Genomic DNA, 16,316 nt, shown 5'->3' with positions numbered 1-16,316 from the left:
ACGGAGATAAATATGAAAAAGATAGCTATTATAAATCAAAGATACGGATTAGAGGTTAATGGCGGTTCTGAACTTTATTCAAGACAGATTGCTGAAAGACTTAAGGCTAAGTATGAAGTAGAAGTTCTTACTTCCTGTGCTGTTGAATATGTTAAATGGCAGAATTATTACAAGGAAGGTGTTGAGGATATTAATGGTGTAACTGTAAGAAGATTTAAGACAGTACACGAAAGAATTCCTAAGGTATTCTCAGCACTTGATTCTGAAATGCTTTCTAATCCCAATGCGGGCGAAGAATTATCGGACAGATGGATAGAGCATATGGGACCATATTGTCCAGAGCTTGTAGAATATGTTGATGAACATCAGGACGAATATGAGGCAATTATTGTTGTAACTTATCTTTACTATACAGCGGTTAAGAGTATTGTAAGAATTAAGAATAAGGCAATATTTATTCCTACAGCACATCAGGAACCATTTATACATTTTGATATGTATAAAAAGGTGTTCGGGGCTGCGGATGCGTTTGTATTCCTTACAGACGAGGAAAAGGATCTTGTACACTCAATATTCCATAATGAAGATGTTCCATACGAAGTATGCGGTGTTGGTGTAGATGTCCCAACAACTGTTGATGCTGATAGATTTAAGAAGAAATATAACCTTGATAATTACGTTATATATGTAGGACGTATTGATGAAGGTAAAGATTGTCCAAGACTTTTTAATTATTTTATGGAATATAAAAAGCGTAATAAGAATAATCTTAAGCTTGTGCTTATGGGCAAGGCGGTATGTGAGATACCTAAGCACCCTGATATTATAAGTCTTGGTTTCGTTACTGATGAGGATAAATTTGACGGAATAAGCGGTGCTAAGGCACTTATACTTCCATCTAAGTTCGAGAGTCTTTCAATTTCAGTATTAGAAGCTATGACATTATCAAAGCCAGTTATAGTTAATGGTATATGTGATGTGTTAAAGGGCCACTGCGTTAAGAGTAATGGTGGTCTTTATTACAAGAATTTCTTTGAATTCGAAGGCTGTGTTAATTATCTGCTTGAACATACAGATGTATATGAGATTATGTGTAAGAATGCACGAAAGTATGTTGAAGATTACTTCCAGTGGGAAGATATTATGAAGAAGTTTGATGACATAATTAAGCTTGTGGGAGAGAAGAATGAAGCAGAAAATAAGTAATCATATGAAGAATAACTGGCAGGAATATGCAAGTGTTATACTTATGCTGTTTATTATAACAGTGGCAATGATTTATAAGTTTAATCTATTTAATTTTGATATAACATATCCAATAGCATATTCAGGCGGAGATGACCTTAGTATGCTTGTAGATGCCAAGATGTTCTCAGAACAGGGCTGGATTATGACAACGGACAGGCTGGGTGCACCAAATGGAACACAGATGTATGATTTCTCAGCTAACTATCTGCATAATGCCGGAATGGTTATAATGAAAATATTTGTATTCCTTGCTGGCGGTAATGCTGTTGTAGGATTTAATCTTACATATTTAAGCATATTTATATTTGCAGGAATTGTGTCATATATCGTAATGAGACAGATTGGAATTAACTGCTGGATTTCAGCATTGACATCAGCAGTATATGGAATGTCACCATTTATGCTTGCAAGAGGTGTGGGACATATGGTGCTTGCAGAGGCTTATTTTGTGCCTTTATCATTTCTTTTATGCTTTTATATTCTTGAAAGAGAAGAAGTGTTTAAGTTTGATAAGCAGTTCTTTAAAAGACCAATCAATTATGTTGTAATTGTAATTGCACTGCTTATTGCTAATAATGGAATAGGTTATTATCCATATTTCACCTGCTTTATACTTCTTGTAACAGGTGTATGCAAGTGGTTAAAGAATAAGAAGCCGGAAGGGTTTGTCAGAGCACTTTCAATATGTGTAGTTATTGCAGTATTCTTTATTCTTTGTATGGTGCCAGCCAAGATATACAATTTACAGCACGGTGCTAATCAGGATGCTGTATCAAGAGCTGGATTTATTGAAACAGAAATGTATGGTTTAAAGCTTATTATGCTATTTATGCCTAGAAATGCACATGGCATAGGTATAATACAGAAAGCTATAGATATGTATGACAGCAATACTACATATCTTAATGAAAATGTTACAGAATACCTTGGAATTATTGCAATCATTGGTTTCTTTATACTTATGTTCACTTTGTTTATGAACAGGGACAGTGCATTAAAGAAGAGATTAGGAGCACTTTCTGAGATTAATATTATGCTTGTGCTTCTTGGTACAACAAGCGGACTTGGAACTATGATAGCATTTCTGATCACAGATAAGATAAGAGGCTATAACAGAATTTCAATATTTATTGAATATGTATGTATATTGGCGGTGGCTATGCTTATGGGAGCTATTGTTGATAAGCTTAAAGCTGATAAACGCACAGCTTCAATTATTGTAACAGCAGTGACAGGACTTGTATGTGTGTTTAGTATATGGGAAGGCTGCGGTGGCAAGACACCAACAGAAACCTATAAGGCAATACAGGATGAATATGCAAGTGATGATAAGCTTGTGTCATACATTGAAAGTTCAGTTGATGATGGCTCTATGATTTATCAGCTTCCATATCATAAATATCCGGAGGGTGAGTCACAGAATGATATGTGGGATTATCATCTTTTCGTTGGTTATCTTCATTCAGACACACTTAAATGGAGCTATGGTTCTGTTAAGGGAAGAGAAGGCGATAGCTGGAATGAAGAAATCGGAAGCCTGAAAGCCGATGATATGGTTAAGGCTTTAAAGGAAGCGGGTTTTGCCGGAATATATATTGACAGAAGAGCGTACCTTGCAGAACAGATAGAACAGTTAGAAAGTGATTTGACAGAAGCAACAGGAACAAAGCCGGTTATAAGTGATAATGGCTGTCTTAGCTTTTATAAGTTTTAGATGACATAGCTCTGGATAGAATTAAAAATGGTTTAGTGATGATAATAATGAAGCTATGATTTATATTGCTCATATGTGTATGTGGTTCACGTCTGCGAAATAGAAGATATAAGCGATACGATTTTGGGCGACACAGAGAATCCGGTAGAATTATATATTGACAGTATACGAATATTTGTAAAGTATAAGAATAATTATAAAATGATTAATAGAATGGAGATTAGAATATGAGAATACGTTTAGCTGATTATGTTGCAGATTTTCTTGTAAGCCACGGTGTTACAGATGTGTTTTCTGTAGTAGGTGGAGGAGCTATGCACCTTAATGATGCACTTGGACACAATGAAGGGCTTAAGGTAACTTATAATCATCACGAACAGGCTTGTGCTATGGCGGCTGAAAGCTATGCAAGAATTGATAACAGAATTGCAGCAGTATGTGTTACAACTGGACCGGGTGGAACTAATGCACTTACAGGTGTAGTTGGCGGCTGGCTTGATTCAATACCGATGTTTATAATAAGCGGACAGGTAAGATATGATACAACAGCAAGGTATGCCTTATCGTATACTGAAACTCCGTTAAGAGCTATGGGTGATCAGGAATATGATATAGTAAAGTCAGTATCTAATATGACTAAATATGCAACTATGATTGAAGACCCTAAGGATATAAGATATGCTCTTGAGAAGGCATGGCACCTTGCTACAACAGGAAGACCAGGTCCTGTATGGATAGATATTCCGGTTAATTATCAGGGTGGATATATTGAAACAGATGAATTAAGGGGTTATGATCCAGAGGAAGATGATAAGCTGCTTCCACCGCCTGTTGAGGATAGCGTTGTCAAGGCTGTTCTTGAAAAGATTAAGAATGCGAAAAGACCAGTATTTCACGCAGGTTATGGAATAAGACTTTCGGGTGCATATGATGTGTTCCGTTCAGTTGCCAAGAAGCTTAATATTCCTATCGTGACATATTGGAATGCAGTTGACCTTATTGAAGATGATAATCCTCTTTATTGTGGAAGAGCTGGTAATATGGGTGACAGACCAGGTAACTGGGCTATACAGAATTCTGACCTTATATTAGCAGTAGGAACAAGAATATCAATCCGCCAGACAGGATATAACTGGAAGACCTGGGCGAGAGCCGCAGAAGTAATAATGGTAGACATAGATAAAGCTGAGTTAAAGAAGCCAACTATCCACGTTGAAATGCCAGTATGGGCAGATGCAAAGGATTTCCTTACAAAGCTTGATAAATACGCTTCAGATATAGCACCTGTATTCAGAGGAGATGAGTGGTGCAGTACAACATTGAAGTGGAAAAAGGAATATCCTGTTGTACAGCCAAAGCAATGGGAGGAAAATGGAAGTACAGCTAATGTATACGCATTTATTAAATACTTAAGCAGCCAGCTTCCAGAGAACAGCCTTACAGCAGTATCTAATGGGGCGTGCTGTGTTGTAGGTAATCAGACTTATGTCATTAAAAAAGGCAGCAGAATGGCTAACAACAGTGCTGTTGCCAGTATGGGATACGGACTTCCAGCAGCTATTGGTACTTGTATCGGTGGCGGCAGAAGAACTACTATATGCCTTGAGGGTGACGGCAGTATTATGATGAATTTGCAGGAACTCCAGACAATAATTACTAACAAGCTTCCAATTAAAGTATTCCTCATTAATAACAATGGTTATCATTCAATAAGACTTACACAGAATAATCTGTTTAAAGAGCATTGCAAAATAGGAATTGGTCCAGAGTCAGGAGATTTATCTTTCCCTGAATTCAAGAAGATTGCTGAAGCATTTGGTTATGATTATTACAGTGCTTCATCTAACAAAGAGATGATGGAAACAGTTGATAAGGTATTAGAGGCAGATGGTCCTGTATTCTGTGAAATATTTACAGATACCAAGCAGGTATGGGAGCCAAAGAGCAGTACTAAGAGATTAGAGGACGGAACACTTGTAAGTCCTCCACTTGAGGATTTAGCTCCATTTTTATCAAGAGAAGAACTTAAAGAGATTATGTTTATACCATTATTGGATGAAGAATAAATCAGACAATGAAATTATGAATATAAAATAGCTGGTTGTAATAATAATCAGTAATAAAGAGTTAATAATAGAGAGTTAATAATAATGAATAGTGAGAATAATTTAATAAGAAAAATATTCAGCATAGGCATAGCATATCTTGTTGTATTAGCTGGCATTGAGCTGTATGTATATAAGATAGAGGGCAATCCTGTATACAGTGGAAAGATTACATCAAATATAATTCCATATGCTGTATTTCTTCTTGTGTTCTGCCTGCTGGTATGTATTATTATGAACATTCCGGCAGTAAAGAACAGATTAAAGTTATCAGGCAGTAATAATAAAGTGTACAGTGTTATATCAGCTCTTATTATATTAGTTGTATTCGGCATACTTATAGGCTGTTATCTTAATGAGGTTAATCTGTTTGACGGACCGGCAGCAGATGATTACCTGTATCACGCTAATGAAAAGATTACTGTGATTGCATTGACAGCTATATTTATAATAATGCTTGCTGTTATTAAGAAAGAAAATGCAGTGGTACAACCGGTTAAGAATAAGGTGTATCTGTATTTATTTGCGGTAGTAGCAGGGCTTATATATGCTTATTCATTTTATCTGCCTAATGTGTATTCAACAGATTATAATGTATATCATTTTGATGCGTATTTTAATACAGTGTATTCAGCGGTTAATGGTGTTGCAAGAAGCGGTCTTAATTCAGGTGTGTATGGATATTATGCACTTATATTAGCCCCAATATTAAAGCTTATTGGTGGTGGTATTAATACATTTATGATACTTATGGCAGCCTTGTCAGCATTTTCATATATGGCAGCTGCCTATGTAATAATTGAACTTGTAAGTAACAATGCAGTCAGAATAATGGCGGTTACTGCACTTATTGTTGTTAATTGTTCACTGCATACAGGAGTTTACTTCCAGCTTGTACCACATAGAACATTATTTGCAGGCATAATACTCGCTTATTTATTCTTTGGTGTTAAGAGAAAATACTGTTATAAGCCTGTATATATAATTATTAATGTATGTCTGCTTATGATATCAGTAATATGGAACTTTGAAACAGGCATTGTATACACTATAGCAGTAGCAGCATACTATATTATTGATAATGTCAAAAAATATAATTTCAAACAGGCAGGTCTGTATACAAACACATTGATTGTTGTATTGGCACTTATAGGAACAATAGCAGGAGCGTGGGTTATTACAGGAATTATCAATGTTCTTATGGGTGGAAGCTTTATAAGCATTAAGCAGTTCATATTCCCACTTATGAATTCAGACTATTTTGATTATCTTAGATATGAATACCAGAAAGGTATTGTTGCATGGCTTATAACAGCATTTTTTGGATTGTTTTTTATAGGGAATGTCTTCTTTAATTCTAATCTTAATACAGGTGATAAGAATATTGACGACAGCAGATATGATGCCTTTATGGCAGTTGTTGCAGTTATGGCACTTGGGCAGATGACATATTATATTAACCGTACAGCGTATGGTAATCTTACAATTGTTCATTTTACAACAGTGATTATGATTGCTGTATTTGCAGATTACTGTATAAAGAATTACCAGAAGAGCAAGGCAGGATATCTTTCGATACTCTTAAAAGGCTTTGCGGCATTGTCAGCAGGGATACTTCTTGCTATGTGTGCGGCAGGAGTATACAACTATTCATATGTTGAGGGCGGTAATGAACTGTCAGATATGAGAAATACAGAAGTATATAACAGTGAGATACAGCATATAGCGGATGTATGTGCTAAAGACACTAAGGCGATAGGATTTTCAATTCCTATGGTATATTACGAACTTGGCTGGGATAGTGGATATTATTTTATAGACTTTGCAGATTTAGATGTATATCCTCAGTCATTGGAATATTTACAGAATGAACTTGATAACATTGATGAGCCGATAATTATGGATTATAATGCACATTATACTTTAACTGATAAAGGTGTTAATCTTGATAAATTCTATGAACGCTTTGAATTATCAGATGAATTTACAGTAGGCTCAGCAGTGCTTGAATACTGGGTTCCAGTTAATTAATAATAGAGGTTAAATTATTAATTGGTTATGTCCGGTTAAAATATTTAGTTGTGTTTATAACATTATAATAATTATAAAATACCCCTTATATATTGGTTGTATGACCAGAAGATAGAAATCTTACTGGCTGTATTTCCAATATATAAGGGGATTTTATTGATATAAGATTTATTCCAGCTATTTCCTGTTAATATGCACATTCTTTAATATCAGGCTGTAGCCGTCTTTTTTGAAGCATTTAATTATTAAATCAGAAGTATCATTAACTTCGATATTATTAATTATAGTTTCATTATCTGTTGAGGCAGAAGCCTTGGCAATAACACTGTCATCAGCAAGGTTACATATTTCAAAATAAGTATCTAAATTATTGTCATCAGATGAGTAGTTTATTGTAACGGAATATGTTCCTTTTTCAACACCAGGAAGTGTCATATTCATAATGTTGCCAGAAACAGTATCATCAGCGACAAGATAGCCATTACTGTCAAGTTCAGCCCATCCAATATCAACGCCTTCTGAATACATAAAATTAATATTTTTGGTACAGTTATTATCGAATGCAGTTAAATCAAAAGGATTGATTTCTGATACATATATAAGATAATCACCGTAATTATTAACAAAAGTATATTTGTTAACTATAAATTCAGGAAGTGTTGTCAAATCATCAAGTGTTGTGATAAGCACGGTTCTTCCTGTCCACTGGCTGTTTTCATCATAATAAAGATAATCGCCCCAGCGGTTGCTTCTCTGATAAGTATCATCAGTAAGTGTTCTGTATACAAGATTAAGATCCATTATTCTGAAATTTCTTGCATCTATCTGCATTTGCGCAGAAGTTGTACCCCATACATATGCTATAGGAACATCAAGAGTATCGACTTCTTCAAGAAGAGGAACAAGAGTATCGGAGTCTATAGTCTTTTCGTGATAGAGCCTGAATAATCCAACGCTTTCACATAAGAGCACGAATGATATTGCAAATGTAATGAGTGCTTTAAATATATGCTCATCACTGAGCTTATTAATAGCCTTTAAGCATATTACAATCTGCATAAGGTATACAATAATAAGGTAGCGGTATTCAAAAAAATATCCATCATATAAAGTATAAGAGAATATGAATATTGCGATATTAACTAATATTATTGTATATGGAATTATCTCTGTAAAGTCGATATCCTTCTGTTTTATTTCTTTAATAATGCGTTTAACAGATATTACCATAAGAATTAATATGAATAATATAAAGCCTATGGATAATATCTGGATTATTCCCCTGAATGAGAAAAGGCTTGTTGTTGTTTCAATAGAAATTCCACACAGTAATTGCAGATATCCCATTATAAGACTTCCTATGTTGTGCCAGAATTCATATATACCTGTTAATACCATAGAGCTTTCTTTAGACTGGAAAACAAATATATGACCTGATATGGCTTTGCAGGCAAATGTTAATACAAGCTGTGCCATAGTAAATATAAAGCCATAGTCTTTAAGCACCTTTAAAGAATTCTTATAGATAATCTTAAAGACATAGTAGAACACACAAGGAACTAATATTGTAATAGCAACATATATTCCACTTGAAATTGCTGTAAGCATAGAGAAAAGTGTTGCAAATACAATTGATATATATAATTTGATATTGTTGTGCGATACATTTTCTGAGCCAGCCTGTAAAGCTTTATTATTACGGTGTTCTAACTGTACGACAACCCATAATAAAAGAAGCATAGTTATTATCTTTACGCTGTAAGAGCCCTGCTCGCCAAGAACCATTGCAAAATAAGAAAGGTTGTTATCTATGAAATGGTCTGGTGTCATAAATGGACATAAAAGGAAGATAAATCCAAGAGCAATCTCAAAAGCGGATAATTTGAATTCCTTTAATAGGTTATAGAATATAACAGCTATTACAACATCAAGTATAATATTGGCGATTCCAAATCCGAGAAAGATATTTCCTGTAATGCCGTAGAAAAGTGCGGCAAGCGGAGTCGGTGAATCAAGACCAAGAGTAGTTGTCAGTGCAAAGGTTGATGGAACTAAAGATTTACATCTCCATATTTCAACAGCCTGCAGATAAGCTGATGAAGCATCAAATCCAAGGTGATGTTCAAGTTCAAATAAGTTACTGTAAATAATTATTGCAGACTGTACAACAATAACGAACAGCATAAAAATAAAAAGGATACCCTTAGGTGTTATTTTATTATCCTTTTTGAACTGGTTAATTAAGTTATATGACATACATTATCTCCTATTATTTATAGAATATAAAAGCTTTAATGCCAGTTGGCGTTGCTGGAAAGCTAATGATTTATTATATAATATCATATAGAAAATGTCTAATAAAACAGATACATATTGTTGAATAATAAAGTCCAGTTTGATAAAATTATTATAAATATAATTAATTAAGGGAATAGTGAACTGATTAAAGATAGACTTGGCAGTGTGTGCAGGCGTTAAAGAGCAAAATCCAGATAAGGGGCTTATGACACAAGAAAGAACTGCCCAATGGGAGAATGATAAAGAGTTTATTGGAAGGATAGAGAGCCAGCTTACAGAAAAGCTTGGCATTTCACCAATTGTAAGTAATGATGGCACATTAAGTTTCTACAAGTTAAGATAATGTTATGCAAAGACCATAATTCAGTGAATATAAAGCCAGGAAAAATTGACAAATAGGGTCTGTTGGGATATAATTTTAAAGCTTATAGAAAGGCGTAGTGTGCCTATATTGAAACGTTAAATATTCAGTTATTTAAGAAATGAGGTATATCATGAAAAAAACAGCATTGATAATGGCAGGTGGAAAAGGCGAGAGATTTTGGCCAAGGAGTAGAGTGAACCTTCCAAAGCAGTTCTTGTCATTAACAGATGACGGTAAGACGATGATTCAGCTTACGGTGGAAAGAATAAGTCCATTAGTTGACATTAAAGATGTATATATTGCAACAAATGCTAATTATAGAGAGCTTGTTAAAGAACAGCTTCCAGGTATTCCAGAAGAGAATATTCTCTGTGAACCAATAGGAAGAAATACAGCACCTTGTATAGGTCTTGGAGCGGTACACGTTGCATCTAAATATGATGATGCAGTTATGATAGTTCTTCCATCAGATCATCTTATTAAGCATAATGATATATTTAAAGATACATTTGTTAATGCCTGTGAGGTTGCTGAGAGCGGAGCTAATCTTGTAACAGTAGGTATTACACCTAATTATCCAGAGACGGGCTATGGTTATATCAAATATAATAAGGATAACAAGGAAGGTGTGAGCTATTCAGTTGAAAAGTTTGTTGAAAAGCCAGACCTTGAAACAGCCAAGTCATATCTTGAAGATGGTTCTTATCTTTGGAATTCAGGTATGTTCGTATGGAAGGTTTCAACAATACTTGACTGTTTTAAGAGCTTTATGCCATCAACATATGATGGACTTATGAAGATTAAGGCTTCTGTTGGAACAGCTGATTATCAGGCTACACTTGAGAAAGAGTTCCCTGACCTTGAATCACAGTCAGTAGATTATGGAATTATGGAAAAGGCTGATGATATATATACATTAGCTGGTAATTTTGGCTGGGATGATGTTGGCTCTTGGCTTGCAGTCGGTAGAATTAAAGAGAACAATGAAGATGGCAATGTTGTCAACGGCAATGTTGTTACTGTTAATACAAAGAACTGTGTAATTGAAGGAGCAGACAAGCTTATAGCAACAGTAGGCTTAAGAGATATGATTGTTGTTGATACTAAAGATGCGACACTTATTTCAACTAAAGAGAATGCTGGAGAGATAAAGAAAGTCCTTGCAAGTTTAAGAGAAGCAGGAAAGAATGAATATTTATAAAATATGCAGACTAAATTAAAGAATGGAGTAGAATTATGAAAAATGCATTAATTACAGGTATTACAGGACAGGACGGCTCTTATTTAGCAGAACTTCTTCTTGAAAAAGGCTATAACGTATATGGCCTTATGAGAAGAAAGAGTGTCGTTGATTACGGTAATGTAGACCATATTAAGGATAAGATACATTTTATATATGCAGATATGCAGGATATCGTATCATTAATATCAGCTATGAGAATATCACAGGCAGATGAGGTATATAATCTTGCTGCACAGTCTTTTGTAGCTACATCATGGGATACACCTTGTACAACAGCAGATATTGATGCTATCGGTGTAACTAATATGCTTGAAGCTATCAGAATAGTTAAGCCAGAGTGCAGATTTTATCAGGCATCAACATCAGAGATGTTTGGTAAGGTACAGGCAATCCCTCAGACAGAGGATACACCTTTCTATCCAAGAAGCCCATATGGAGTTGCTAAGCTTTATGGACATTGGATAACAAAGAACTATAGAGAAAGCTACAACATGTATGCCTGCTCAGGAATTCTTTTTAACCATGAATCAGAAAGAAGAGGAAAAGAGTTCGTTACAAGAAAAATTACTAATGCTGTAGCACGTATTAAGTTAGGCCTTCAGGATCATGTTGAACTTGGTAATCTTGATGCAAAGAGAGACTGGGGTCATTCAAAGGATTATGTAAGAGCTATGTGGTTACTTTTACAGCAGGAAGAGCCAGATGATTATGTAATCGCTACTAATGAGACAAGAACAGTAAGAGAATTTGCCAAGACAGCATTCGCTGCGGCAGGAATTGAAGTTGAGTTCGAGGGCGAAGGCGTTAATGAGATAGCAAAGGATAAGGCAACAGGTAAGGTTGTACTTAAGGTTAATCCGGACTTCTTCAGACCAGCAGAGGTTGAACTTCTTATTGGTAACCCAGCTAAGGCAGAAGCAAAGCTTGGCTGGAAGAGAGAGATTTCTTTCCAGGAATTAGTTGAGAGAATGGTTAAGAATGACCTTGAATTAGTAAAGAAAGAAGCAGAAGCTAATAACTAATAAATGTTAAATGTTACGAGGAGTCAGGGCAGAGATTCTGTCCTGACAATATTTGATTATCAGAAATGAGGTAATATATGAAAGCATTAGTAATTGGCGGAGGCGGTTTTGTCGGTCCATATCTTGTAAGACATCTTACTGATGATTGTGGATACGAGGTTACAGTTACTAAGACAGAGAAAGAACAGCTTGTTATGGATAATGCAGTTGTTAAGAATCTTGATATTCTTGACATTGGACAGATAGTAGAATTGCTTAAGGCTGAACAGCCTGATTATATATTTCATCTTGCTGCACAGTCATCAGTTGCATATTCGTGGAAGAATCCAACGCTTACAATTGATGTTAATATAAAAGGCTGTGTTAATCTTCTTGATGCTGTAAGACAGCTTGATAAAAAGCCAAGAGTACTTCTTATAGGTTCAGGTGAAGAATACGGACATATCAAAGAGGGTGAATGTCCGATTGTTGAAGATAATACAGTTCGTCCAGGTAATATATATGCCGCTACAAAGGCATGCCAGAATATGTTGGGAAAGATATATTCTGATGCTTATGGCCTTGATATAATGATGGTAAGGGCATTTAACCATATAGGTCCTAACCAGACACCTATGTTTGTTGTAGCTGATTTCTGCAAGCAGGTTGCAGATATTGAGAAAGGCAGACAGGAGCCAGTTATATATGTTGGTAATCTAAGTGCCAAGAGAGATTTTACAGATGTAAGAGATGTAGTAAAGGCCTATGCACTTCTTGTTGAACATGGCAGACGTGGAGAGACATATAATGTAGGAACTGGACACGCAATTGCAATCAGTCAGATACTTGATGAGATAGTAGCAATGTCTGATACAGCCATTGAGGTTAAGGTTGATGAGAATAAGCTACGCCCTGTAGATGTTCCAATTATAGAACCTGACATAGACAAGATTAAGAGTGAAGTCGGCTGGCAGCCGGTTATTTCATTAGAGCAGACTCTTAAAGAAACACTTGAGCATTGGAGAAGTGTGGATTGATGAAAAATATAAAAGGATATTAAATATACTTAAAAAAGACTGGAGGAACAGTATGAAGGTTGTATTATTAGCTGGTGGTTTCGGAACAAGAATAAGTGAAGAAAGCCAGTTTAAGCCAAAGCCAATGATTGAGATTGGCGGTAAGCCAATTCTTTGGCATATTATGAAAGAATATGAATATTATGGATTTAATGAATTTATTATATGTGCTGGTTATAAGCAGTATGTAATAAAGGAATGGTTCGCTGATTATTTCCTTCATAATAGTGATATTACATTTGACTTTACTAAAGGTTCTAATGATATGATAATCCACGAACAGCATTGTGAGCCTTGGAAGGTAACTGTAGTTGATACAGGACTTAATACTATGACAGGTGGAAGAATTAAGAGAGTACAGAAGTATGTAGGTAATGAACCTTTCCTTATGACTTATGGTGATGGCGTATGTGATGTTGATATATCAAAGCTTGTAGAGTTCCATAAGGAACACGGAAAGATTGCTACTCTTACATCAGTTATGCTTGAACAGCAGAAGGGTGTTCTTGATATTGGCGGAGATAATGCTGTTAAGTCTTTCAGAGAGAAGAGTGTTATGGATGGTGCACCAATCAATGCTGGTTATATGGTACTTAATCCTGAAATATTTGATTATATTGAAGGTGATAACACAGTATTTGAGAAAGATCCACTTGAGAAGCTTGCTAAGGAAGGACAACTTATGTCTTATATGCACAATGGCTTCTGGCAGTGTATGGATAACAAGAGAGAAATGGATATGCTTGAGAAGTATCTTAGCACAGGAACAGCTCCTTGGAAAAAATGGTAATTATTATCAGGAAGGGATAAGATATAAAGATGGATTTAAGTTTTTATAAAGGCAAAAAAGTTCTTGTTACAGGACATACAGGATTTAAGGGTTCTTGGCTTTGCAGAATTCTTGTAAAAGCAGGAGCAGAGGTTACAGGATATTCACTTGAAGCACCTACGGATCCTAATCTTTTTTCAATGGCAGACGTTGAGAACAATATTAATTCTGTTATAGGTGATATAAGAGATTTAGCACATTTAAAGGAAGTGTTTAAGGAAGTACAGCCTGAGATAGTATTACATCTTGCTGCACAGCCTATTGTAAGGGATTCATATAAAGACCCTGTATACACTTATGAAACTAATGTTATGGGTACAGTTAATATATGTGAATGTGTAAGACTTAACCCTTGTGTTAAATCATTCCTTAATGTAACTACTGATAAGGTATACCATAATAATGAATGGGCATGGGGTTATAGAGAAAATGAACCACTTGACGGATATGATCCATATTCTAACAGTAAATCCTGCTCAGAGCTTGTTACACACAGTTATATCAATTCATTCTTCAATGATATGGATGTATCTGTATCAACAGCAAGAGCTGGTAATGTAATCGGCGGCGGTGATTTTGCCAATGACAGAATTGTGCCAGATTGTGTAAGAGCAGCTATTAAGAAGGAAGATATAGTTGTACGTAACCCACATTCAACAAGACCATACCAGCACGTATTAGAACCACTTGCAGCTTATCTTATGATAGCTATGGAACAGTTCAAAGATAAGAAGTATGCTGATTTCTATAACGTAGGTCCAGATGAAAGCGATTGTATAACAACAGGAGTTCTTGTAGACACATTTTGTAATAAATGGGGCGAAGGACTTAAATGGGTTAACAAGTATGACGGAGGTCCACACGAGGCTAATTTCTTAAAGCTTGACTGCTCTAAGTTAAAGACAACATTTGGCTGGAAACCACGCTGGAACTTTGATACAGCTATTGAAAAGTCAGTTGAATGGTCAAAGGTATATGCGGCTAATGGCGATGTAGTTAAATGTATGGATATGCAGATAGACGAATTCTTTGCAGAATAATTAATTATGGAGGATAAATAATGTTTGATAATAAGAATGAATTAGAAGCAAGAGAAGAAATTCTTGCAATGGTAGATGAGTACTGCAAGAAGTATCATAACCAGAAACAGTACAAAGAGGGAGACAGAATATCATACGCAAGCCGTGTGTATGACAGCAAGGAAATGATGAATCTTGTTGATTCAGCACTTGAATTCTGGCTTACATCAGGACGTTATACAGATGAGTTTGAAAAGAAGCTCGGTGAATACCTTAATGTAAAGTATGTATCAGTTGTCAACTCAGGTTCATCAGCTAACCTTAACGCATTTATGGCACTTACATCACCACTTCTTGGTGAGAGAAGAATTAACAGAGGTGATGAGATTATCACTGTTGCTGCTGGTTTCCCAACTACAGTTACTCCAGCTATCCAGTATGGTGCAGTTCCTGTATTTGTAGACGTTACAATTCCACAGTACAATATTGATGTAACAAAGCTTGAAGAAGCATATTCAGATAAGACAAAAGCTGTTATGATTGCACATACACTTGGTAATCCATTTGATTTATCAGCAGTTAAGGAATTCTGTGATAAGCACAATCTCTGGTTAGTAGAAGATAACTGTGATGCACTTGGTTCAAAATATACAATTAATGGAGAAGAGAAGTTCACAGGTACAATCGGTGATATAGGAACAAGCAGCTTCTATCCTCCACACCATATGACAATGGGTGAAGGTGGTGCCGTATATACTAACAACCCACTTCTTAACAAGTGTATCCGTTCATTCAGAGACTGGGGACGTGACTGCGTATGTCCTTCTGGTAAGGATAATCTCTGTGGACACAGATTTGATAAGCAGTATGGCGAGCTTCCATTAGGATATGACCATAAGTATGTATATTCACATTTTGGTTATAATCTCAAGGCAACAGATATGCAGACAGCAGTAGGCTGTGCACAGCTTGAGAAGTTCCCTTCATTTGTTGAGAGAAGAAGACATAACTTTGACAGATTAAGAGCAGCACTTGCTGATATTGAAGATAAGGTAATTCTTCCAGTTCCTTGTGATAATTCAAGACCAAGCTGGTTTGGTTTCCTTATTACAGTAAGAGAAGGTCTTGACAGAAAGGCAATCGTAGAATATATCGAAAGCCACGGTGTCCAGACAAGAAACCTCTTTGCTGGTAACCTTATAAAGCACCCTTGCTTTGATGAGATGAGAGCAACAAAAGAAGGCTACAGAGTAGTAGGAACTCTTGACAACACAGACAGAATTATGAGAGATACATTCTGGGTAGGTGTATATCCAGGAATGACAGATGAGATGATTGATTATATGGCTAAGACAATCAAGGAAGCTGTTAATCAGTAATTTATGGTC

General features: G+C 35.7%; 12 protein-coding genes. 11 read left to right on the top strand and 1 reads right to left on the bottom strand.

The window, feature by feature from the left end; all coding sequences use genetic code 11:
* Positions 1–12: 12 nt before the first annotated feature.
* The 4 genes from WMO14_RS07955 (at position 13) to WMO14_RS07940 (ending at position 7,098) form a co-directional block, all read left to right on the top strand.
* A complete protein-coding gene (locus tag WMO14_RS07955; protein ID WP_022502964.1) occupies positions 13–1,206 on the top strand; it encodes a glycosyltransferase family 4 protein in 1,194 nt (397 codons plus the stop codon).
* On the top strand, positions 1,187–2,962 hold the full coding sequence (locus WMO14_RS07950; RefSeq protein ID WP_022502963.1) for a DUF6311 domain-containing protein: 1,776 nt from the start codon (positions 1,187–1,189) through the stop codon (positions 2,960–2,962). The genes WMO14_RS07955 and WMO14_RS07950 overlap by 20 nt, the downstream gene beginning before the upstream one ends.
* A gap of 227 nt (positions 2,963–3,189) precedes the next feature.
* Positions 3,190–5,028 carry a thiamine pyrophosphate-binding protein gene (locus WMO14_RS07945; RefSeq protein WP_022502962.1) on the top strand — a complete coding sequence of 613 codons (1,839 nt, stop codon included), beginning with the start codon at positions 3,190–3,192 and terminating at the stop codon, positions 5,026–5,028.
* An 84-nt stretch (positions 5,029–5,112) separates the two neighbouring features.
* Positions 5,113–7,098 (top strand): hypothetical protein, encoded by a 1,986-nt coding sequence (locus WMO14_RS07940; RefSeq protein WP_022502961.1) that lies wholly within the window; start codon positions 5,113–5,115, stop codon positions 7,096–7,098.
* Positions 7,099–7,275: 177 nt separating this feature from the next.
* Here WMO14_RS07940 and WMO14_RS07935 read toward each other — a convergent pair whose 3' ends face one another.
* Entirely contained in the window at positions 7,276–9,354 is a 2,079-nt protein-coding gene (locus tag WMO14_RS07935) for a hypothetical protein (RefSeq protein ID WP_349153614.1), read from the bottom strand.
* A gap of 199 nt (positions 9,355–9,553) precedes the next feature.
* On the opposite strand from WMO14_RS07935, the gene WMO14_RS07930 reads away from it, so the two are divergent.
* The 7 genes from WMO14_RS07930 to rfbH all read left to right on the top strand — a co-directional run bounded on the left by WMO14_RS07930 (position 9,554) and on the right by rfbH (position 16,307).
* Entirely contained in the window at positions 9,554–9,739 is a 186-nt protein-coding gene (locus tag WMO14_RS07930) for a hypothetical protein (protein ID WP_055175633.1), read from the top strand.
* A 151-nt stretch (positions 9,740–9,890) separates the two neighbouring features.
* On the top strand, positions 9,891–10,961 hold the full coding sequence (locus WMO14_RS07925; RefSeq protein WP_022502959.1) for a mannose-1-phosphate guanylyltransferase: 1,071 nt from the start codon (positions 9,891–9,893) through the stop codon (positions 10,959–10,961).
* Between the two features lie 35 nt (positions 10,962–10,996).
* Positions 10,997–12,025: a GDP-mannose 4,6-dehydratase gene (gene gmd, locus WMO14_RS07920; RefSeq protein ID WP_022502958.1), complete on the top strand. Its 1,029-nt coding sequence runs from the start codon at positions 10,997–10,999 to the stop codon at positions 12,023–12,025.
* 77 nt (positions 12,026–12,102) lie between these two features.
* Entirely contained in the window at positions 12,103–13,041 is a 939-nt protein-coding gene (locus WMO14_RS07915) for a GDP-mannose 4,6-dehydratase (RefSeq protein WP_090139433.1), read from the top strand.
* A gap of 52 nt (positions 13,042–13,093) precedes the next feature.
* Positions 13,094–13,870: a glucose-1-phosphate cytidylyltransferase gene (gene rfbF / locus WMO14_RS07910; RefSeq protein ID WP_022502956.1), complete on the top strand. Its 777-nt coding sequence runs from the start codon at positions 13,094–13,096 to the stop codon at positions 13,868–13,870.
* Positions 13,871–13,899: 29 nt separating this feature from the next.
* Entirely contained in the window at positions 13,900–14,949 is a 1,050-nt protein-coding gene (rfbG, locus tag WMO14_RS07905; RefSeq protein ID WP_022502955.1) for a CDP-glucose 4,6-dehydratase, read from the top strand.
* A gap of 20 nt (positions 14,950–14,969) precedes the next feature.
* Entirely contained in the window at positions 14,970–16,307 is a 1,338-nt protein-coding gene (gene rfbH, locus WMO14_RS07900; protein WP_349153613.1) for a lipopolysaccharide biosynthesis protein RfbH, read from the top strand.
* Positions 16,308–16,316: the final 9 nt, after the last annotated feature.

It is taken from the genome of Lachnospira rogosae (ex Hitch et al. 2025) (assembly GCF_040096455.1).
Lineage (GTDB): Bacteria > Bacillota > Clostridia > Lachnospirales > Lachnospiraceae > Lachnospira > Lachnospira rogosae.
Note: the sequence above shows the minus strand (reverse complement) of the source record. Positions and strands in the feature narration are given on the sequence as shown.

Coding starts and splice junctions, on each gene's coding strand:
- WMO14_RS07955 (WP_022502964.1), top strand. CDS start 13: ATGAAAAAGATAGCTATTATAAATCAAAGATACGGATTAGAGGTTAAT.
- WMO14_RS07950 (WP_022502963.1), top strand. CDS start 1,187: ATGAAGCAGAAAATAAGTAATCATATGAAGAATAACTGGCAGGAATAT.
- WMO14_RS07945 (WP_022502962.1), top strand. CDS start 3,190: ATGAGAATACGTTTAGCTGATTATGTTGCAGATTTTCTTGTAAGCCAC.
- WMO14_RS07940 (WP_022502961.1), top strand. CDS start 5,113: ATGAATAGTGAGAATAATTTAATAAGAAAAATATTCAGCATAGGCATA.
- WMO14_RS07935 (WP_349153614.1), bottom strand. CDS start 9,354: ATGTCATATAACTTAATTAACCAGTTCAAAAAGGATAATAAAATAACA.
- WMO14_RS07925 (WP_022502959.1), top strand. CDS start 9,891: ATGAAAAAAACAGCATTGATAATGGCAGGTGGAAAAGGCGAGAGATTT.
- gmd (WP_022502958.1), top strand. CDS start 10,997: ATGAAAAATGCATTAATTACAGGTATTACAGGACAGGACGGCTCTTAT.
- WMO14_RS07915 (WP_090139433.1), top strand. CDS start 12,103: ATGAAAGCATTAGTAATTGGCGGAGGCGGTTTTGTCGGTCCATATCTT.
- rfbF (WP_022502956.1), top strand. CDS start 13,094: ATGAAGGTTGTATTATTAGCTGGTGGTTTCGGAACAAGAATAAGTGAA.
- rfbG (WP_022502955.1), top strand. CDS start 13,900: ATGGATTTAAGTTTTTATAAAGGCAAAAAAGTTCTTGTTACAGGACAT.
- rfbH (WP_349153613.1), top strand. CDS start 14,970: ATGTTTGATAATAAGAATGAATTAGAAGCAAGAGAAGAAATTCTTGCA.